Source organism: Pseudomonas sp. S3_G06 (assembly GCF_054667565.1).
Genome location: NZ_CP162738.1, coordinates 989,296 through 1,010,486, shown reverse-complemented (window position 1 = coordinate 1,010,486; position 21,191 = coordinate 989,296). Strand labels below are relative to the sequence as shown.

Genomic DNA, 21,191 nt, shown 5'->3' with positions numbered 1-21,191 from the left:
AGATCAAGCTTAGTCGCGAATAGGCGATTGATCCGATTAAAGAAACAGACCCGCAGGCGTCGGCATTGGTTTCATGCACGGACGTACAAAGAGCAAATCGCAGGCACAAAAAAAGGGCGACCGAAGTCGCCCTTTTTTACGATCAAACAGAACTTAGTTCTGTTTGGCCATTGCTTGACGCAGCAGTGCCGCCATAGTGGTGTCAGCTGCTTCGCCTTCCGGAGCTGCTTTCAGGCTCTGGATGGCTTCTTTCTCTTCAGCGTCGTCTTTCGACTTGATCGAGAGCTGGATTACGCGGCTCTTGCGGTCAACACTGATGATCTTGGCTTCAACTTCCTGGCCTTCTTTCAGAACGTTGCGCGCGTCTTCAACGCGGTCACGGCTGATTTCGGAGGCTTTCAGGGTAGCTTCGATGTCGTCGGCCAGAACGATGATGGCGCCTTTGGCGTCAACTTCTTTCACGGTACCGGTCACGATAGCGCCCTTGTCGTTAACCGAGACGTACTCGGAGAACGGATCGCTTTCCAGTTGCTTGATGCCCAGGGAGATGCGCTCGCGCTCTGGGTCAACCGACAGGATAACGGTGTCCAGCTCGTCGCCCTTCTTGAAACGACGTACGGCTTCTTCGCCCACTTCGTTCCAGGAGATGTCGGACAGGTGAACCAGACCGTCGATGCCGCCGTCCAGACCAATGAAGATACCGAAATCGGTGATCGACTTGATGGTGCCGGAGATCTTGTCGCCCTTGTTGAACTGGCCAGAGAAGTCTTCCCATGGGTTCGACTTGCACTGCTTGATGCCCAGGGAGATACGACGACGCTCTTCGTCGATGTCCAGAACCATGACTTCCACTTCGTCGCCGACTTGTACGACTTTCGAAGGGTGGATGTTCTTGTTGGTCCAGTCCATTTCCGAAACGTGTACCAGACCTTCAACGCCTTCTTCCAGCTCAGCGAAGCAGCCGTAGTCGGTCAGGTTGGTTACACGAGCGGTAACGCGAGTGCCTTCTGGGTAACGGGCTTTGATAGCAACCCATGGATCTTCGCCCAGTTGCTTCAGGCCCAGGGAAACACGGTTGCGTTCGCGATCGTATTTCAGAACCTTGACGTCGATTTCGTCACCAACGTTGACGATCTCGGAAGGATGCTTGATGCGCTTCCAGGCCATGTCGGTGATGTGCAGCAGGCCGTCCACGCCACCCAGATCGACGAATGCGCCGTAATCGGTGAGGTTTTTGACGATACCTTTGACTTGCTGGCCTTCCTGCAGGGATTCCAGCAGAGCTTCACGCTCGGCGGAGTTCTCGGCTTCGAGGACGCTGCGACGGGAAACGACAACGTTGTTGCGCTTCTGGTCCAGCTTGATGACCTTGAATTCCAGCTCTTTGCCTTCCAGGTGCGTGGTGTCGCGCACTGGACGGACGTCAACCAGGGAACCTGGCAGGAACGCACGGATGCCGTTAACGTCGACAGTGAAGCCGCCTTTAACCTTACCGTTGATAACGCCCTTGACCACTTCCTCGGCTGCGAAGGCTGCTTCCAGAACGATCCAGCATTCAGCGCGCTTGGCTTTTTCACGGGACAGCTTGGTTTCGCCAAAGCCGTCTTCAACCGAATCCAGAGCAACGTGAACTTCATCACCAACGTTGATGTTCAGTTCGCCAGCATCGTTGTAGAACTGCTCAAGCGGGATGAGTGCTTCAGACTTCAGACCAGCGTGAACGGTTACCCAGCGAGCCTGGTAATCGATATCAACGATAACACCGGTGATGATGGAGCCTGCCTGAAGGTTCAGGGTTTTCAGGCTTTCTTCAAAGAGTTCCGCAAAGCTTTCGCTCATTTTAATTCCTGTAGATGAGGGCGAAGTAAACGCCCATCTCCACACCCCAGACGGTGTGGGTTAGTTTCATTTAAAAGAAGCACCGCAGGACTATGACTGGTCCCCTGCGACCTTCTTGGTCACCCGGCGATATCGCGAATGGCGATCTCGCTCATGATGCGTTCAAGCACCTGATCGATGGAAAGCTCCGTTGAATCCAGCTGAATCGCGTCGGCCGCCGGCTTGAGCGGGGCTACTGCGCGCTGGGTGTCACGCTCATCGCGTGCACGGATCTCATCTAGCAGACTCGACAGACTAACACCCTCGACTTTGCCCTTCAACTGCAAATATCGACGGCGCGCCCGCTCCTCGGCACTGGCGGTGAGGAAAATCTTCAGTGGTGCATCCGGAAAAACCACCGTGCCCATGTCGCGACCGTCGGCCACCAGGCCCGGCCCTTCCTGAAACGCACGTTGGCGCTGCAGCAGCGCCTCCCGCACGGCGGGCAGCGCAGCCACTTGCGAGGCGCCGGAACCGACACTTTCGGTGCGAATGACATCGCTGACTTCGTCGCCTTCGAGAATGATCCGCTGCAGCTGACCTTCGGTCGCGGCGATGAACTGCACATCCAGATGAGCGGCCAATGTCTTCAGCAGCTCTTCATTGGTCAGGTCGACGCCATGGTTGCGCGCAGCAAACGCGAGCAAGCGATAAAGCGCACCGGAATCCAGCAGGTTCCAGCCCAGACGCTTGGCCAGAATCCCGGCGACCGTGCCTTTGCCGGAGCCGCTTGGCCCATCGATGGTGATGACCGGTGCAATGTTTTTCACGACTGAGCCTCTTGTGCCACACGAATGCCGACTTGCCCGCACAGCGCGAGGAAGTTGGGGAACGAGGTCGCGACGTTGGCGCAATCATGGATGCGGATCGGTGCGGTAGCGCGCAACGAGGCAACGCTGAAGGCCATGGCGATACGGTGGTCGCCGTGACCGTGCACTTCACCGCCGCCGATCTGGCCGCCGTCGATGATGATGCCGTCCGGGGTCGGTTCGCACTTGACGCCCAGCGCCAGCAAGCCGTCCGCCATGACCTGAATCCGGTCGGATTCCTTGACCCGCAGCTCTTCGGCGCCGGTCAGCACGGTACGCCCTTCGGCGCACGCAGCAGCAACGAACAGGACCGGGAATTCGTCGATCGCCAGCGGCACCAGCTCTTCCGGAATCTCGATACCTTTGAGTTTAGCTGCGCGCACGCGCAAGTCAGCCACTGGCTCACCACCGACCTCACGCTGGTTTTCCAGAGTGATATCGGCGCCCATCAGACGCAGGATATCGATCACGCCGGTACGGGTCGGGTTGATGCCGACGTGCTCAAGCACCAGCTCGGAACCCTCGGCGATCGAGGCCGCGACGAGGAAGAATGCCGACGACGAGATATCGCCCGGCACTTCGATGTGAGTCGCGGTGAGCTTGCCGCCGGACTCGACCGAAGCCGTGGCGCCGTCGACGCTGACCGGGTAGCCGAAACCACGCAGCATGCGCTCGGTGTGATCGCGGGTTGGCGCAGGTTCGGTGACGGTGGTCTTTCCTTCGGCGTAGAGACCGGCGAGCAGCAGGCAGGATTTCACCTGGGCACTGGCCATCGGCATGGTATAGGTCAGGCCCTTGAGCTTGTGGCCACCGCGAATGGTCATCGGTGGACGACCTTCGGCAGCGGTTTCGATCACGGCGCCCATTTCTCGCAGAGGATTAGCCACGCGATTCATCGGACGCTTGGACAGCGAAGCATCGCCGGTCAAGGTGCTGTCGAAGTTCTGCGCCGCCAGCAGGCCGGAGAGCAGACGCATCGAGGTGCCGGAGTTGCCCAGATAGATCGGGCCCGGCGCAGGTTTCAGGCCGTGCAGGCCGACACCGTGGATGGTCACGCGGCCGTGATGCGGGCCTTCGATGACCACGCCCATGTCGCGAAACGCCTGCAAGGTCGCCAGGGCGTCTTCGCCCTCGAGGAAGCCTTCGACTTCGGTGACGCCTTCGGCCAGCGAGCCGAGCATGATCGAACGGTGGGAAATCGATTTGTCACCCGGTACGCGAATCCGACCGGACAGGCGGCCACCAGGTTGAGCCAGGAAGATCAGATCGTTGGAATTCATAGCGTCCACATAGGCCCTGCGGGCCAGGATTTTACTGAAATGCTCGCGGGCAACCCGGGCGCGCGTGAAAACGCCCAACAATTGGTGCCCATCCCCTGCATCGACCGCGTCGCGCAAGGCGTCGAGGTCGCTGCGAAATGTATCGAGTGTGCGCAGGACAGCCTCGCGGTTGGCGAGGAAGATGTCGTGCCACATCACCGGGTCGCTTCCGGCGATTCTTGTGAAATCGCGAAAACCACCGGCAGCGTAACGGAAGATCTCCAGATTTTCATTGCGCTTGGCCAACGAATCGACCAGACCGAAAGCCAGCAGGTGCGGCAAATGACTGGTCGCGGCCAGCACTTCGTCGTGCCGCTCGACCTGCATGTGCTCGACATCGGCGCCCAGTTCGCGCCAGAGCCGATCGACCACCGCCAGCGCGGCAGGATCGGTCTGCTCGAGCGGCGTCAGGATCACCTTGTGCCGGCGGAACAGCTCGGCATTCGAGGCTTCCACCCCGCTCTGCTCGGAACCGGCAATCGGGTGCCCGGGGACGAAGCGCGCCGGCATGCCGCCGAACGCCTCGGTCGCCGCGCGCACCACGTTGCCTTTGGCACTGCCGACATCCGTAAGAATCGCCCGCCCCAGATCCATGACAGCCAGACGTGCGAGCAGTTTTTCCATGGCCAGAATCGGCACCGCCAGCTGAATCACATCGGCACCGACGCAAGCCGCCGCCAAATCATCTTCGCAGCGATCGACCACACCCAATTCGACCGCGAGCTTGCGCGATTGCGGGTCGAGATCAACACCAACCACCTCACGGCACAGGCCGCTTTCACGCAAACCCTTGGCAAACGAACCACCGATCAACCCCAGACCGACCACCACGAGGCGACCGATCATAGGTGCAGCAGGTTGCAGCGCAGTGACATCAACCACGAGCCAGAACCTTGCGCAGCGCCTCGAGGAAACGGCTGTTTTCCGCCGGCAGACCGATGGTCACCCGCAGGTGGTTCGGCATGCCGTAATTGGCCACCGGACGCACGATCACGCCTTCGCGCAGCAAGCCCTGAAAAATCGGCGCCGCGACCTCGCCGAGATCGACGCAGATGAAGTTGCCTTTGGACTCGATCCAGCCCAGCCCCAACTCACGGAAACCCGCCTGCAACTGCTGCATGCCGGATTCGTTGAGCTGACGGCTTTGTGCCAGATATTCCTCGTCCTTCAGCGCCGCACACGCCGCCGCCAACGCGAGGCTGTTGACGTTGAATGGCTGACGAACACGGTTCAGCACGTCCGCCACCACAGGTGTCGACAAGCCATAACCGACGCGCAGCGCGGCCAGGCCATAGGCCTTGGAGAAGGTGCGCGACACCAGCAGGTTCGGGTAGGCGGCGAGGAAGTCGAGACCGTCCGGCAAATCGCTGCCTTCGGCGTACTCGATGTAAGCCTCGTCGAGGACTACCAGCACATGCTCGGGAACGTCCTGCAGGAATTCGTCCAGCGCTTCTGCGCCGAACCAGGTGCCGGTCGGGTTGTTCGGGTTGGCAATGAACACCACGCGGGTGTTGGCATCGATGGCCGCAAGCATCGCCGGCAGGTCATGGCCCCAGTCTTTGGCTGGAACGACTTTGGCCTGCGCACCGACAGCTTGGGTAGCAATCGGATACACAGCGAACGCGTGCTCACTGAACACCGCATTCAGGCCCGGCGCCAGATAGGCACGCGCAACCAGTTCAAGAATATCGTTGGAGCCATTGCCCAGCGTGACCTGATTCAGCTCGACGCGGCACTGCTCGGCGAGCAGAGACTTCAGGGCGAAACCATTGCCGTCCGGATAACGAGTCAGCTCGGCCAGCTCTTCGCGAATCGCCGCCAATGCCTTCGGACTGGCGCCCAATGGGTTTTCGTTGCTCGCCAGTTTGACGATTTTTGCCGGATCCAGATCCAGCTCGCGCGCCAGTTCGTCCACAGGCTTGCCCGGAACGTACGGCGAAAGTTGTTGCACGCCCGGCTGTGCCAGAGCGAGGAAGTTGCCACTCATTTGCTACCGCCCCTTAGAGAACTGCTTTCGGGTAGGAACCCAGCACTTTGAGTGCTACTGCTTCCTGACTGATCTTTTCCAGCACACCTTTGATCAACGGATCACGGTGGTGGCCGACGAAGTCGATGAAGAACACGTAAGTCCATTTGCCGCTGCGCGACGGACGGGTTTCGATGCGGGTCAGGTCGATGCCATTGTCGTGGAACGGCACCAGCAGCTCATGAAGCGCGCCGGGCTTGTTGCTCATGGAGACGATGATCGAAGTCTTGTCGTCGCCGGTCGGCGGCACTTCCTGGTTACCGATCATCAGGAAGCGCGTCGAGTTGTCCGGGCGATCTTCGATCTTCTCCGCCAGGCGCGTCAGGCCGTACAGCCCCGCCGCCATATCGCCAGCGATCGCTGCCGAATTCCACTCACCCTTGACCCGCTTGGCCGCTTCGGCGTTGCTCGACACCGCGACGCGTTCGACATTCGGGTAATGCGCGTCCAGCCACTTGCGGCACTGAGCCAGCGACTGCGCGTGGGAATAGATGCGGCTGATGCTGTCGGTCTTGGTGTTTTCGCCGACCAGCAAATGATGGTGGATGCGCAGCTCGACTTCGCCACAGATCACCATGTCGTGCTCGAGGAAGCTGTCCAGCGTGTGATTGACCGCGCCTTCGGTGGAGTTTTCCACCGGCACCACGCCGAAATTCACCGCACCGGCCGCCACTTCACGGAACACTTCGTCGATTGCCGCCATCGGCTTGCTGATCACTGCGTGGCCGAAGTGCTTCATCGCTGCCGCTTGGGTGAAGGTGCCTTCAGGACCGAGATAAGCCACTTTCAGTGGCTGCTCCAGCGCCAGGCACGACGACATGATTTCGCGGAACAGCCGCGCCATTTCTTCGTTGCCCAGCGGCCCCTGATTGCGCTCCATCACCCGCTTGAGCACCTGAGCTTCGCGCTCGGGACGATAGAACACCGGCACTTCGCCTTCGGCCAGCGAGGCCATCTTCACGCGGGCGACTTCCTGGGCGCAACGCGCACGCTCACTGATCAGCTCGAGGACTTTGGTGTCCAGAGCGTCGATGCGAACGCGCAGTGCCTTGAGTTCTTGCTCGGACATCAGCCGTGTTCCTTCTCGAATTCCGCCATGTAGGCCACCAGCGCGTTGACCGCGTTGATGTCGACGGCGTTGTAGATGGAGGCGCGCATGCCGCCCACCGAGCGGTGGCCCTTGAGGTTGAGCAGGCCGCGCTCGTCGGCACCGGCAAGGAACGGCTTGTCCAGACGATCATCAGCCAGACGGAACGGCACGTTCATCCACGAGCGATCCGACTTGTTGATCGGGTTGCTGTAGAGGCCGCTGGCATCGATGAAGTCGTACAGGGTGCGCTGCTTGACGTCGTTGAGCTTGGCAATCGCTTCGACGCCGCCCTGCTCTTTCAGCCATTGGAACACCAGACCGGACAGGTACCAGGCCAGCGTCGGCGGGGTGTTGTACATCGAACCGTTATCAGCTGCGACCTTGTAATTAAGCATGGTCGGGCACAGCGAGCGGGCCTTGCCCAACAGGTCTTCACGGATGATGTTGACGACGATGCCGCTCGGGCCAATGTTCTTCTGCGCGCCAGCGTAGATCATGCCGAAACGCGAAATATCGACCGGGCGCGAGAGGATGTCCGAAGACATGTCGGCGACCAGCGGCACGTCACCGGTTTGCGGGATCCACTGGAATTCCAGACCGCCGATGGTTTCGTTCGGCGCGTAGTGAACGTAAGCGGCGTCTTTCGACAGGTTCCACTCGTTCTGGCCAGGAATGGCGAAATAGTCGTAAGGCTTGGCAGTGGCAGCAACGTTGACGTGGCCATAGCGCGAGGCTTCTTCGATGGCTTTCTGCGACCAGATACCGGTGTCGATGTAGTCGGCCGAGCCGCCTTCAGGCAACAGGTTCAGCGGGATCTGTGCGAACTGCTGGCTGGCGCCGCCCTGCAGAAACAGCACTTTGTAGTTCGACGGGATATTCAGCAGGTCACGCAGATCCTGCTCGGCCTGGGTGGCGATGGACACGAACTCATCGCTGCGATGGCTCATTTCCATGACCGACAGACCCTTGCCGTGCCAATCAAGGAGTTCACCCTGGGCGCGCTGCAGGACAGCTTCAGGCAGCGCCGCCGGACCGGCGCAGAAGTTATAGGCTCGCTTGCTCACATCCAATCTCGCTCTGATTTGGTGGTATCACGCAATAAATCACACTACCGATCAACATGACCCTGTGGGAGCGAGCCTGCTCGCGAATGCATCACCGCGGTGCCTCAGAGGTACCGCAGCGCCTGCTTTCGCGAGCAGGCTCGCTCCCACAGGGGATCTCCATGATGTCGAAAATTCGTAGCAGACAAATAACAAGGGGGCGAATCTTCATCCGCCCCCTCGTTTGTCCGCTTATTCCTGCGGTTCTTCGTCTGCTGCGGCGTCGAGTTGCTGATCGTCTGCGGCCTCGTCGATCCCGATGCTGCCTGCGATTTCCTCGCCCTCTTCACCTTCGAGCTCTTCGCCTTCGATTTCCGAAGGCTCCTGAACCCGCTCCAGGCCGACCAGGGTTTCATCCTTGGCCAGCTTGATCAGCGTCACACCTTGGGTGTTACGACCCAGGCTCGACACTTCGTCGACACGGGTACGCACCAGGGTGCCCTGATCGGAGATCAGCATGATTTCTTCGCCGTCGAGCACCTGCACTGCGCCGACCAGACGACCGTTACGCTCGTTGCTGACCATGGCGATCACGCCCTGACCGCCACGCTTGTACTCAGGGAACTCGGTTATCGCGGTGCGCTTGCCATAACCACGCTCGGAAGCGGTGAGGATCTGGCTGCCTTCTTCCGGGATCAGCATGGAAATCAGCTTCTGCCCCTCCGGCAGACGCATGCCGCGTACGCCGCGAGCGGTACGGCCCATGGCACGCACGTCGGACTCTTTGAAACGGGTGACCTTGCCGCCGTCGGAGAACAGCATCACTTCGCGCTCGCCATCGGTGATGGCTGCAGAGATCAGCACGTCGCCTTCGTCCAGCTCCAGCGCGATCAGACCGACGCTGCGCTGACGGCTGAAGGATTCCAGCGGGGTCTTCTTCACCGTGCCGTTGGCTGTGGCCATGAAGATGTAGTGACCTTCGGTGTATTCCTCGACCGGCAGCATGGTGGTGATGTATTCACCATCATCCAGCGGCAGCAGGTTGACCAGCGGACGACCACGGGCCGCGCGGGATGCTTCCGGAATCTCGTAGGTCTTGAGCCAGTACACCTTGCCCTTGCTGGAGAACAGCAGCAGCGTAGTGTGGCTGTTGGCGACGAGCAGGTGAGCGATGTAGTCCTCGTCCTTGACGCCGGTAGCCGATTTGCCTTTGCCGCCACGACGCTGAGCCTGGTACGCAGCCAGCGGCTGGGTCTTGGCGTAGCCACCGTGGGAGATGGTCACGACGCGCTCTTCTTCCGGGATCATGTCGCCCAGGGTCAGGTCGAGACGGGCATCGAGAATTTCGGTGCGGCGCACGTCGCCGTATTCGGCGCGGATCACTTCCAGCTCTTCGCGGATCACTTCCATCAGGCGCACAGCGCTGTTGAGGATGCGGATCAGCTCGCCGATCTGGTTGAGGATCTCTTGATACTCGGCCAGCAGCTTCTCGTGCTCCAGACCGGTCAGACGGTGCAGGCGCAGTTCCAGAATCGCTTGTGCCTGTTCTGGCGAGAGGAAGTACTTGCCTTCGCGCAGGCCATATTGCGGATCGAGGTTTTCCGGACGGCACGAATCGGCACCGGCGCGTTCAACCATCGCCACCACAGCCGAGGATTCCCAAGGCGTGCTGATCAGCGCTTCCTTGGCTTCCGACGGCGTTGGCGAAGCCTTGATCAGGGCGATTACCGGATCGATGTTCGACAGCGCAACGGCCTGGCCTTCGAGAATGTGCCCGCGCTCGCGCGCCTTGCGCAGTTCGAACACGGTACGACGGGTAACCACTTCGCGACGGTGACGGACGAAGGCTTCCAGCAGATCCTTGAGGTTGAGGATGCGCGGGCGGCCGTCGATCAGCGCGACGATGTTGATGCCAAATACCGATTGCAGCTGGGTCTGGGCGTAGAGGTTGTTGAGGATCACTTCAGGCACTTCACCGCGACGCAGCTCGATCACGACGCGCATACCGTCCTTGTCGGACTCGTCGCGCAGCTCGGTGATGCCTTCGAGCTTCTTCTCTTTTACCAGCTCGGCGATCTTCTCGATCAGACGCGCCTTGTTCAGTTGGTAAGGCAGCTCGGTGATGACGATCTGCTGACGGCCACCGACCTTGTCGATGTCTTCGATGATCGAGCGGGCACGCATGTAAATGCGTCCGCGACCGGTGCGGTAGGCTTCGATGATGCCGGCGCGACCGTTGATGATCGCAGCCGTCGGGAAGTCCGGACCGGGAATGTATTGCATCAGCTCATCGACGGTCAGCTCGGGGTTGTCGATGAGGGCCAGGCAACCGTCGATGACTTCACCGAGGTTGTGCGGCGGAATGTTGGTCGCCATGCCCACGGCGATACCGCTGGAACCGTTGACCAGCAGGTTCGGTACGCGGGTCGGCATGACTGCCGGGATCAGTTCGGTGCCGTCGTAGTTCGGCACCCAGTCCACGGTTTCCTTGTGCAGGTCAGCCAGCAGCTCGTGCGCCAGCTTGGTCATGCGCACTTCGGTGTATCGCATGGCCGCAGCGTTGTCGCCGTCGACCGAACCGAAGTTGCCCTGGCCGTCGACCAGCAGGTAGCGCAGGGAGAAAGGCTGGGCCATGCGAACGATGGTGTCATATACGGCAGTGTCACCGTGCGGGTGATACTTACCGATCACGTCGCCGACGACACGGGCAGATTTCTTGTACGGCTTGTTGTAGTCGTTGCCCAGCTCGCTCATCGCGAACAGTACGCGACGGTGCACGGGCTTGAGGCCATCGCGCGCATCCGGCAGTGCACGGCCGACGATCACGCTCATTGCGTAGTCGAGGTAGGACTGTTTCAGCTCGTCTTCGATATTGACCGGGAGGATTTCTTTGGCCAGTTCGCCCATGAGAAGCCTGATTCCTTTTTCTGGTGAAACTTCGTCATATCCATGTGGGAGCAACGAAGCTCGTCGGTGCCGGCCGAGTGCCATGCGCCGACTTACGACAAATCAACATTGGATCGCGGATTTGCGCAGTAAAGACAGCTCCGTGGAGCCGCCTCGGAAAACGCCGGATGTTATCACAAAGGCCGCCACGCACCTATCCCCCAGATGCGCATGGAGCATAGTTAGTTGACCGATGACAGGCTTGAGGGGGACGACAGAAGCTCAGAGCTTGGTTGAATGCAGAATTGAGGCTTGGTTTGGGGATGTTTATTGACTTTTAGGGCCTCAAACACCTGTAGGAGCTGCCGAAGGCTGCGATCTTTTGATCCTGACCTGTAAAAAGCAAGATCAAAAGATCGCAGCCTTCGGCAGCTCCTACATTGAGAATCACCGCATCAATGCAGGCGCTTGCGACACATCAGCTGGGCCATTTTCGCGGTGTCCGGGCGTTCGACGATGCCTTTCTCGGTGACGATCGCATCGATCAGATCCGCCGGGGTGACATCAAACACCGGGTTGAACGCTTCAACATCGGCACCGACGCGTTTACCGCCGACTTCCAGCAGTTCGGCGCCATCACGCTCTTCAATCGGAATGTCATCGCCGCTGGCCAGATTCATGTCGATGGTCGAACTCGGCGCCACCACCATGAAGCGCACGCCGTGGTGCATGGCGTTGACTGCCAATTGATAGGTGCCGATCTTGTTCGCCACGTCGCCATTGGCGGTGATGCGGTCAGCGCCGACGATCACCCAGGTCACGCCTTTGGTTTTCATGATGTGCGCGGCGGCGGAGTCGGCGTTCAGGGTCACCGGGATGCCTTCGTTGGCCAGCTCCCACGCGGTCAGGCGCGAGCCTTGCAGCCACGGCCGGGTTTCATCGGCGTAAACGCGCTCGACCATGCCTTCTATATAAGCAGCGCGGATCACCCCCAGCGCAGTACCGAACCCGCCGGTGGCCAGCGCGCCGGTATTGCAATGGGTCAGGATGGCTTGAGCGTTGCCCTGATGCTTGCGAATCAGGTCGACGCCAAGCTGCGCCATGGTCAGGTTGGCCTCGCGATCGCTTTCATGAATGGCGATGGCCTCGGCTTCCAGCGCCGCCAGCGGATCGGCGTTGCTTTTCAGCCGATCCAGGCGATCGTGCATGCGCCCCAGCGCCCAGAACAGATTGACCGCGGTCGGCCGCGAATCGGCCAACAGCGCGAAATCCTCTTCCAGCGCCGCGTACCAGTCGCCGCCCTCGGCAATCCGCGCCCGCGCCGCGAGGACGATGCCATAAGCCGCACTGATGCCAATAGCCGGTGCGCCGCGCACGACCATCGAGCGAATCGCCTCGGCCACGCCGGCGGCGCTGGTGTAGGCGATCCACGTTTCCTCGAACGGCAAAATACGCTGATCCAGCAGGTGCAGCGCGCCATCACGCCAATCGATGGCCTTCACTTTCTCCGCAGCCAACAGTCGATCGCGCATCCCACACCCCGCACTCATGAACAAAAGCCGCCGATTATAGCGATCCCCCCGCGAAGACGCTCGGGTATACTTCGCCATCCTTTACAAAAGCACTGGAACCGACCCTCGATGCCGAAACCTGCCATTGCGCTCGACCTGTTATTGCTGCCGACCTGGCTGGTCCCCGTCGAACCCGCAGGCGTGGTGCTCAAGGAGCACGGCCTGGGCATCCGTGACGGTTGCATCGTGTTTATCGGCCCGCGCGCCGAAGCGTTGAAGTGTAACGCCACGGAAATCCGTGAACTGCCGGATGTTCTGTTGGCGCCGGGACTGATCAACGCCCACGGCCACGCGGCGATGACGCTGTTCCGTGGCCTGGCCGACGACCTGCCGCTGATGACCTGGCTGGAAAATCATATCTGGCCGGCCGAGGGTAAATGGGTCGATGAGGACTTCGTCCGCGACGGTACCGATCTGGCCATCGCCGAGCAGATCAAGGGCGGCATCACCTGCTTCTCTGACATGTACTTTTTCCCGAAAGTCGCCAGCGAGCGTGTACACAACAGCGGCATCCGTGCGCAGATCGCCATTCCGATCCTCGATTTCCCGATCCCCGGCGCCAGCAGTGCCGACGAAGCCATTCGTCAGGGCGTCGAATTGTTCGGGGATCTCAAGCATCACGAACGCATCAAGATTACTTTCGGCCCTCACGCACCCTACACCGTCGGTGATGAGAACCTGGAGAAAATCAGGGTGATCGCCGAGGAGCTGGACGCTTCGATCCATATGCATGTGCATGAAACCGCATTCGAAGTGCAGCAGGCCGTCGAGCAGACCGGCGAACGGCCACTGGCGCGCCTTGGCCGCCTTGGCCTGCTCGGCCCGCGCTTCCAGGCGGTGCACATGACCCAAATCAGCGATGACGACCTTGCGCTGCTGGTAGAAAGCAACAGCAGCGTGATCCACTGCCCGGAATCCAATCTGAAACTGGCCAGCGGCTTCTGCCCGGTCGAACGCTTGTGGCAGGCTGGGGTGAACGTCGCTGTCGGTACCGATGGCGCGGCGAGCAACAATGATCTCGACCTGCTCGGCGAAACCCGCACCGCCGCCCTGCTGGCCAAAGCCGTGGCCGGCTCTGCCACTGCGCTGGACGCCCATCGCGCCTTGCGCATGGCCACCCTCAATGGCGCCCGTGCGCTGGGGATCGAGGCGCAGGTTGGTTCGCTGGAGATCGGCAAAACCGCAGACATCGTCGCTTTCGACCTGTCCGGTCTGGCGCAGCAACCGGTGTATGACCCGGTGTCGCAGCTGATTTATGCCACCGGCCGTGATTGCGTGAAACACCTGTGGGTTGCCGGCAAGCAACTGCTCGACGACCGGCGCCTGACCCGCATGGACGAACAACAGCTGGGCGCGACCGCCCGCCACTGGGGCCAGCGCATCAGCGGCCACACCGAATCGTAAACACCGCGGCGCTATATCCGCGGCTACAGCCCTTTTCAGGTTTTTCGAGGAATTGAACATGAGCAACGTCGACCACGCCGAAATCGCCAAATTCGAAGCCCTGGCCCATCGCTGGTGGGACCGTGAAAGCGAATTCAAGCCGCTGCACGACATCAACCCGCTGCGGGTCAACTGGATCGACGAGCGGGTCAATCTGGCCGGCAAGAAAGTCCTCGACGTCGGTTGCGGCGGCGGCATCCTCAGCGAAGCCATGGCCCAGCGCGGCGCCACGGTGATGGGCATCGACATGGGCGAAGCGCCGCTGGCGGTCGCGCAACTGCATCAGCTGGAATCCGGGGTCAGCGTCGAATACCGCCAGATCACCGCCGAAGCCCTCGCCGAGGAAATGCCCGAGCAGTTCGACGTGGTCACCTGCCTGGAGATGCTCGAGCACGTGCCGGATCCATCCTCGGTGATCCGCGCCTGTTTCCGCATGGTCAAGCCGGGCGGCCAGGTGTTCTTCTCGACCATCAACCGCAACCCGAAGGCGTATCTGTTCGCGATCATCGGCGCCGAATACATCATGAAGCTGCTGCCGCGCGGCACCCACGACTTCAAGAAATTCATCCGCCCGTCCGAGCTCGGCGCGTGGAGCCGCATGGCTGGCCTGACCGTCAAGGACATCATCGGCCTGACCTACAACCCGCTGACCAAGCACTACAAGCTGGCCAACGACGTTGACGTCAACTACATGATCCAGACCCTGCGCGAGGAATAAGCCGATGGCCATCAGAGCGGTACTTTTCGACATGGACGGCACCCTGCTCGACACCGCGCCGGACTTCATCGCCATCTGCCAGGCGATGCGCGCCGATCGCGGTCTGCCGCCGATCAACGACAAGCACATCCGCGACGAGATTTCCGGCGGGGCCCAGGCCATGGTCGCGGTGACGTTTTCGATGGATCCGGAATCGCCGGGCTTCGAAGAACTTCGTCTGGAGTTTCTTGAGCGCTATCTGGTCGGTTGCGCGGTGCACAGCAAACTGTTCGACGGCATGGGCGAACTGCTCGCCGACATCGAAAAGGCCAACCTGATATGGGGCGTGGTCACCAACAAACCGGTGCGCTTCGCCGAGCCGATCATGCAACGTCTGGGGCTGGCCGAGCGTTCGGCGCTGCTGATCTGCCCGGATCATGTGAAGAACAGCAAGCCGGACCCGGAGCCGCTGATCCTCGCTTGCAAGATGCTTGATCTGGATCCGTCGACCGTGCTGTTCATCGGCGATGATCTGCGCGATATCGAATCGGGCCGCGATGCCGGCACCAAAACCGCTGCGGTGACCTACGGCTACATCCACCCGGATGACAACCCACGGCACTGGGGCGCGGACGTGGTGGTGGATCACCCGCTGGAGTTGCGCAAGGTACTCGACAGCGCGCTGTGCAGCTGCTGACCTGACTGTTGCAAGCTCCCTGTGTGGCGAGGGGATTTATCCCCGCTAGGCTGCGAAGCGGCCGACCTGACTGCTGCAAGCTCCCTGTGTGGCGAGGGGATTTATCCCCGCTAGGCTGCGAAGCGGCCCCCCGCTGTTATCCAGGCGATGTGACACACAGGTTTTGCGACGGCTTCGCCGCCGAACGGGGATAAATCCCCTCGCCACAGGGGTGAAGCAGGTCTTCATGAAATGGATTGTGAGGTTTTTATGTTTGATTACACCGCTCGCCCTGAATTGCTCAAGGATCGGGTCATTCTGGTCACCGGTGCCGGCCGTGGCATCGGCGCGGCTGCGGCGAAAACCTATGCCGCCCACGGTGCCACCGTGTTGCTGCTGGGCAAGACCGAAGCCAATCTGACCGAGGTCTACGACGAGATCGAAGCAGCGGGCCACCCGCAACCGGCGGTGATCCCGTTCAACCTCGAGACCGCCCTGCCCCATCAATATGATGAGCTGGCCGCGATGATCGAAACCGAGTTCGGCCATCTCGACGGCCTGCTGCACAACGCTTCGATCATCGGCCCGCGCACGCCGATCGAACAACTGTCCGGCGAAAACTTCATGCGTGTCATGCAGGTCAACGTCAACGCGATGTTCATGCTGACCAGCACCCTGCTGCCGTTGCTCAAGCTGTCCCAGGATGCTTCGGTGGTGTTCACCTCCAGCAGCGTCGGGCGCAAGGGTCGCGCGTACTGGGGCGCTTACGGTGTGTCGAAATTTGCCACCGAGGGCCTGATGCAAACCCTGGCCGATGAAGTGGAAGGCGTTGCGCCGGTACGCTCCAACAGCATCAACCCGGGCGGTACGCGCACCAGCATGCGCGCGCAGGCTTATCCGGGGGAAAATCCGTTGAACAACCCGACACCGGAAGAGATCATGCCGGTGTATCTGTACCTGATGGGCCCGGACAGCGCGGGCGTCAATGGCCAGGCTTTCAACGCCCAATAACGCCATACGTCGCATTTGTTGCCGCGGCAGAATGCTGTCGCGGCAAGCCATTGCCGCTCATAACCGTCACAAAGCCGCCAATAACCCAGCGCGGCCGCCCGGCATCCGCCAGCAAGTCATTGATTCGAAAAGATTTAAATTAAATCGAACCGAATGGCACGCCTTTCGCTCTAAATTCCCTCAAAACATGCCGTGTGATGGCCATGGGGCAAACGCCGATTTCGATAGCTGACTGATCGTCTTGCGGCAGACTAAACTTACGCCAAACGTCCTACGGGACTGATGGATCAGTACGACGCGCAGCCCATAGCCGCTCTCACCCAGCCTGTAAGACAGACTTACTGCTTAGGGGCTCACGCCATATGAAATCTCCTTCCCAGACCCATGCAATTGACTTTGACAGTGCCAAATTGCAGCGCCTGGGCTTCGGTCAACTACCGGCGCTGATCGAGCGCCCGACCAGCCTGGCGCAACTGCGTCAGCAAATGAGCCTGCAACTGCAAACCAGCCTGGAGCCTCAGCGCATACTTGGCCTGTTCTTCCGCGAAATCCAACGCCTGGTGCCACTGGACGCCCTGAGCTATGTGCATCAGGCCAGTGACTTGCGGCTCGAGTTCGGTGCACGCGGCCACCATTCGGTCAGCTACACCCTGAGCCACGAAGGCGAGCACATGGGCGAGTTGGTCTTCCGCCGCAATCAGCGTTTCAACGACAAGGAACAGGGCGACCTCGAGTCGCTGCTGTCCTGCCTGCTGTACCCGATGCGCAACGCTCTGCTCTACCGCGCTGCGACGCAAAGTGCCTTGCGCGACCCATTGACCGGTGCCGGCAATCGGGTGGCCATGGAGCAGACCTTGCAGCGCGAGATCGACATGTCGCGCCGCCATGCGCAACCGCTGTCGGTGCTGATGCTCGACATCGACCACTTCAAACGGGTCAACGATGACCACGGGCATGGCGCCGGTGATGAGGTGCTCAGAGCCATTGCCGCGTCGATCAAGGCGCAACTGCGCAACGTCGACATGGTGTTCCGTTATGGCGGCGAAGAGTTTCTGATCCTGCTGTCCAACACCGGCCGCGAAGCGGCAGCGATGGTCGGCGAGCGTTTGCGCCAAGCGACGCAGTCGGAGGAATACTTTGCCGATGGCCAGTTGATCGAGATCACCGTGAGCCTGGGATGCTCGACGTTACTGCCGGGCGAGTCGGCGGACAGCTTGCTGCGCCGGGCCGACAGTGCGCTCTATGTCGCAAAGCGCGAGGGGCGGAACCGGCTGGCGATGGCTGGCTGAAAATCATTGTGGGAGCGAGCCTGCTCGCGAAGAGGGAGGGTCAGACAACGATTCGTTGCATGACCCACCGCTTTCGCGAGCAGGCTCGCTCCCACAGTTCGATCAGCTTTCGGTTACGGTCCGGCGCTCGCGGTTGACCAGCAAGCGCTCCGAAGTCTCCAGCTGCATGCACCGCTCCAGAAACAGGTACATGTAGTCATAACTCTTGCAGATCGCCTGCCGCAGCTCGGCCTGCAACGCCTTGCTCGGGTTCATGCCGGCCAGGGTGCAGATGATTTCCAGCGCTTCCCACGGGTGGGCATCGTCGTACTGGGCATGCATCTTCAACCACTTCATCGCGCGCTTGCGGTCCTCTTCCGGGAACGCTGCCGCGTAGACCCCGGTCGAGCAGACCACCGCTGACCACTCCCCGGTCGCCCCCTCGATCGCATAGTTGGTCGCGGCAATCGCCACGATCAGCGAATCCGCCGAGCTGGTGTGCCAGCACCAATGACTCAGAGCATGCAGCTCCGGCGGCACTTGCTGGGCCTGGAGATCTTCGAGGCTGACGCCATGGGCGCGGCTCCAGTGCATCCAGTAGTCGGCATGGTTGAGTTCGACGCGGATGTTGCGCATCAGCCAGCGCCGCGCCATGTCTTCGCCGGGATGGCGGGCAAAGCGGGTCTTGGTGAGGTTCTGCGCCATGTACAAGGCAAACTGCTCGACCACCGGCCAGCCGCCGATCAGGTACTGGCGCATGGTTTTCGCGCTGAGTCTGTTGTCGCGCATGCGCTGATAAAGTTCATGTTCGACAACCCGGCGCTTGCTCTCGCTGCAATCCTTGATGAGCTGTTGCGCCCAGGCAGGATAACTTGCAGCTTCCATGAGGGGTCCGGTTCGGTTGAATGTGTCGATCACTGTTCGGCTCCTTTTGAGTTGTGATGGCAAGGATCGGCGAGAGACTTCAACGGAACGTGCCAGGCGCTTTGAACAACAACGGCTGCGGTCTGGCAGGGCGACTTTGCAAACTGTCACAGGTAAATAATTGCGGACGCTCGATGACATACCCCTGAGCGTAATCCACACCTATTTCAAGCAATGCCTGTTCGATCTGGTTAGTTTCAACAAACTCGGCAATTGTCTGCTTACCCATAACATGGCCGATGTGATTGATCACTTCGACCATTGCCCGATTAATCGGGTCGTCCAGCATATCCTTGACGAAACTCCCGTCGATCTTCAGGAAGTCTACAGGCAAATGTTTCAAGTAAGCGAATGAAGACATTCCGGCACAAAAGTCATCCAGAGAAAAGTGACAACCTAAGCCTTTGAGTTCATTGATAAAACGAATTGCACTGCCAAGATTTGCGATTGCACTGGTTTCAGTAATTTCAAAACAAATCATTTCAGGCGGTATAGCGTAGTTAACAAACTGTTCCCGCAGGAAGTGCAAAAACGCGTCATCTCCTATAGTAATGCCTGACAGATTAATCGCACACATCGCCAAAGGAAGTTCATGTTCCTGTTCAATACACTGGGCAATAACCTTGAAAACATTTTCAACTACCCAGCGATCTAACTGAGTCATCAAACCATATCGCTCCGCTGCCGGAATGAAGCTGTCAGGCAAAATCATCCGCCCGGATTCATCATGCAAACGCAGGAGAATTTCGATGTGTCCAGCCTGGCCGGGTTGCGGCTTGAGTGGCGCGATCTGCTGGGCATAAAGGCAAAAGCGGTTTTCTTCCAGCGCCATGTGCAGCCGTTGCACCCAAGCCATTTCACCGAAGCGCATGGACAGTTCGGAATCATCGGCATGGTAGACCTGCACGCGGTTGCGGCCCTTTTCCTTGGCCATGTAGCAAGCCATGTCCGCCGCACGCAGGGAGGCTTCGAGGGTGGTCGGATTCTGCGCGACATGCACCAGGCCGATACTGACCGTGGTCAGGAACGGCCGCCCCTTCCAGACAAAATGCAGGTTCTGCACGGTCTGGCGCAGGCTTTCGGCAATCTTCTCGGCGATGTCCGGCGGGCAGTTCTCGAGCAAAATCCCGAATTCATCGCCGCCCAGTCGCGCCAGGGTATCGCCCTCGCGCAAGTCTGATTGAAGCAGCGTGCAGATGTGCCGCAGCAGTTCATCGCCCGCCGCGTGCCCGCAGGTGTCGTTGACCAGTTTGAACTGGTCGAGATCGAGGAACATCAGCGCGTGCCGCCCGGGCTGGCGCGTCAGTTTGTGCAAGGCCTGTTCGAGGCGATATTCGAATTCGCGGCGGTTGGCCAGCCCGGTCAGGGCATCGTGGGTCGCTTGCCAGGACAGATTGGCGATGTATTGCCGCTCCTGGGTCATGTCGTGCAGCACCAGCACCGTGCCGCTGACATTCCCGGCATTGCGGATCGGCGCGCCGACCAGGGTCACCGACAGGGTGCTGCCGTCCAGACGCTGGATCAGCTTGGAATGTTCGCTGCCGCCGCTGAGCTGGCCACTGAGAATGTGCTCGATCAACGTCAGCCCTTCGGTCTGGGCGTTGTCGTCAAGCAGGTTGAACAGCGCCGACAACGGCAGCCCTGCCGCCTGCTCGGCCTTCCAGTGCGTCATGGCCTCGGCGGCCGGGTTCATGTAATCGATCGCGCCGTTGACGTCGGTGGTGATCACGCCATCACCAATCGACTGCAGAGTGATATGCGCGCGATCCTTTTCCAGTTGCAGCGCCTGGGCAAACTCATGGCGCTGCTTGAGCAGTTTGTGCGTGCGCCACAGCGCCAGCGCGATCAGACCCAGCGCGGTGGCCAGGTTGGTGAACAACAACAGGCGCATGATCACCCGCGAGCCTTCGCCCAAGGCATCGCTGAAAGCCTTGGCCGCTGGGGTGACTGCATCGTTGATGGCGAAGATCTGTAACTTCCAGCGCTGCACATCGCCCGGGCTGGCCTGGTTCTGCGCAATGCCTTGGTGCATCTCCTGCGCGACTTCGTGCAGTCGGTCGAGATAGGCATCGCCAATCGTCCAGCGATCGATCGCGGTTTCCAGATAACTGTAGTGGCGGAAATTGAGGTACAGCCAGATGACGCTGGAGACATCGTCTGGATGATTGCCACCCTTGAGAATGCCTTCGCGCGCCGCTTGCAGATCCGGCGGCTGACGATCCAGCGCCAGGCGCAATTGGTGCCCGCCCTGGGGCACGGCGATCGCCGTCAGGTATTTGCGATAGATCGCCTCGTCACGGCTGTCGGCGTAGAGGTTGAGGTAATAGATGGCGTCTTTCTGGCCCTTGGACCACAGGCTTTCGCCAGCGACGTAGCCACGCACGGCCGAAAGCACGTAAAGGCTCACGCCCCCCAGTAATGCCTGGAACACCACGACAGCAATAAAGGGCCAGACGATACCCAACAACCGTGGTGTTCCCAGAGTCTGCTTTTGCTTCATGAGAGTCCTTGCATGAGCACTGCCCGCTCGCCTTCCGGGCGAATTCGCTA

General features: G+C 60.2%; 15 protein-coding genes. 5 read left to right on the top strand and 10 right to left on the bottom strand.

From position 1 onward, the window contains the following. Positions 1-153 precede the first annotated feature (153 nt). From rpsA to mtnA, 8 genes are all read right to left on the bottom strand, one after another. Positions 154-1,839 (bottom strand): 30S ribosomal protein S1, encoded by a 1,686-nt coding sequence (gene rpsA / locus AB4N47_RS04595; RefSeq protein WP_016770920.1) that lies wholly within the window; start codon positions 1,837-1,839, stop codon positions 154-156. Between the two features lie 119 nt (positions 1,840-1,958). Continuing rightward, positions 1,959-2,648 (bottom strand): (d)CMP kinase, encoded by a 690-nt coding sequence (gene cmk / locus AB4N47_RS04590; RefSeq protein WP_341639342.1) that lies wholly within the window; start codon positions 2,646-2,648, stop codon positions 1,959-1,961. Continuing rightward, positions 2,645-4,852 (bottom strand): bifunctional prephenate dehydrogenase/3-phosphoshikimate 1-carboxyvinyltransferase, encoded by a 2,208-nt coding sequence (locus AB4N47_RS04585; protein WP_341639420.1) that lies wholly within the window; start codon positions 4,850-4,852, stop codon positions 2,645-2,647. The genes cmk and AB4N47_RS04585 overlap by 4 nt, the downstream gene beginning before the upstream one ends. 28 nt (positions 4,853-4,880) lie before the next feature. After that, entirely contained in the window at positions 4,881-5,993 is a 1,113-nt protein-coding gene (hisC, locus tag AB4N47_RS04580; protein ID WP_336342149.1) for a histidinol-phosphate transaminase, read from the bottom strand. A gap of 13 nt (positions 5,994-6,006) precedes the next feature. Then, entirely contained in the window at positions 6,007-7,101 is a 1,095-nt protein-coding gene (gene pheA / locus AB4N47_RS04575) for a prephenate dehydratase (RefSeq protein WP_016770924.1), read from the bottom strand. Beyond that, positions 7,101-8,186, bottom strand: coding sequence for a 3-phosphoserine/phosphohydroxythreonine transaminase (gene serC, locus AB4N47_RS04570; protein WP_341639341.1), 1,086 nt, complete (start codon positions 8,184-8,186; stop codon positions 7,101-7,103). The genes pheA and serC overlap by 1 nt, the downstream gene beginning before the upstream one ends. 231 nt (positions 8,187-8,417) lie before the next feature. Further along, entirely contained in the window at positions 8,418-11,072 is a 2,655-nt protein-coding gene (gene gyrA, locus AB4N47_RS04565; RefSeq protein WP_341639340.1) for a DNA gyrase subunit A, read from the bottom strand. Positions 11,073-11,506: 434 nt separating this feature from the next. Further along, entirely contained in the window at positions 11,507-12,583 is a 1,077-nt protein-coding gene (gene mtnA, locus AB4N47_RS04560) for an S-methyl-5-thioribose-1-phosphate isomerase (RefSeq protein WP_016770927.1), read from the bottom strand. Between the two features lie 108 nt (positions 12,584-12,691). Here mtnA and AB4N47_RS04555 point away from each other — a divergent pair, with 108 nt between their 5' ends. The 5 genes from AB4N47_RS04555 to AB4N47_RS04535 all read left to right on the top strand — a co-directional run bounded on the left by AB4N47_RS04555 (position 12,692) and on the right by AB4N47_RS04535 (position 17,738). Beyond that, positions 12,692-14,026 (top strand): TRZ/ATZ family hydrolase, encoded by a 1,335-nt coding sequence (locus AB4N47_RS04555; RefSeq protein WP_341639339.1) that lies wholly within the window; start codon positions 12,692-12,694, stop codon positions 14,024-14,026. A gap of 58 nt (positions 14,027-14,084) precedes the next feature. Continuing rightward, positions 14,085-14,783: a bifunctional 2-polyprenyl-6-hydroxyphenol methylase/3-demethylubiquinol 3-O-methyltransferase UbiG gene (gene ubiG / locus AB4N47_RS04550; RefSeq protein WP_007908399.1), complete on the top strand. Its 699-nt coding sequence runs from the start codon at positions 14,085-14,087 to the stop codon at positions 14,781-14,783. Positions 14,784-14,787: 4 nt separating this feature from the next. Continuing rightward, the gene (gene mupP / locus AB4N47_RS04545) at positions 14,788-15,459 is read left to right on the top strand and encodes an N-acetylmuramic acid 6-phosphate phosphatase MupP (protein ID WP_460154424.1); all 672 of its coding nucleotides are present in this window, start codon (positions 14,788-14,790) and stop codon (positions 15,457-15,459) included. A gap of 249 nt (positions 15,460-15,708) precedes the next feature. After that, positions 15,709-16,449, top strand: coding sequence for a YciK family oxidoreductase (locus AB4N47_RS04540; protein WP_024013876.1), 741 nt, complete (start codon positions 15,709-15,711; stop codon positions 16,447-16,449). Positions 16,450-16,811: 362 nt separating this feature from the next. After that, positions 16,812-17,738 (top strand): GGDEF domain-containing protein, encoded by a 927-nt coding sequence (locus AB4N47_RS04535; protein ID WP_024013877.1) that lies wholly within the window; start codon positions 16,812-16,814, stop codon positions 17,736-17,738. Between the two features lie 102 nt (positions 17,739-17,840). Here the strand turns inward: AB4N47_RS04535 and AB4N47_RS04530 are convergent, their stop codons facing one another. Beyond that, positions 17,841-18,602: a TenA family transcriptional regulator gene (locus AB4N47_RS04530; RefSeq protein WP_166554491.1), complete on the bottom strand. Its 762-nt coding sequence runs from the start codon at positions 18,600-18,602 to the stop codon at positions 17,841-17,843. Positions 18,603-18,681: 79 nt separating this feature from the next. Continuing rightward, complete coding sequence (locus AB4N47_RS04525; protein ID WP_341639338.1) at positions 18,682-21,141, bottom strand: EAL domain-containing protein; 2,460 nt, start codon at positions 21,139-21,141, stop codon at positions 18,682-18,684. Positions 21,142-21,191: the final 50 nt, after the last annotated feature.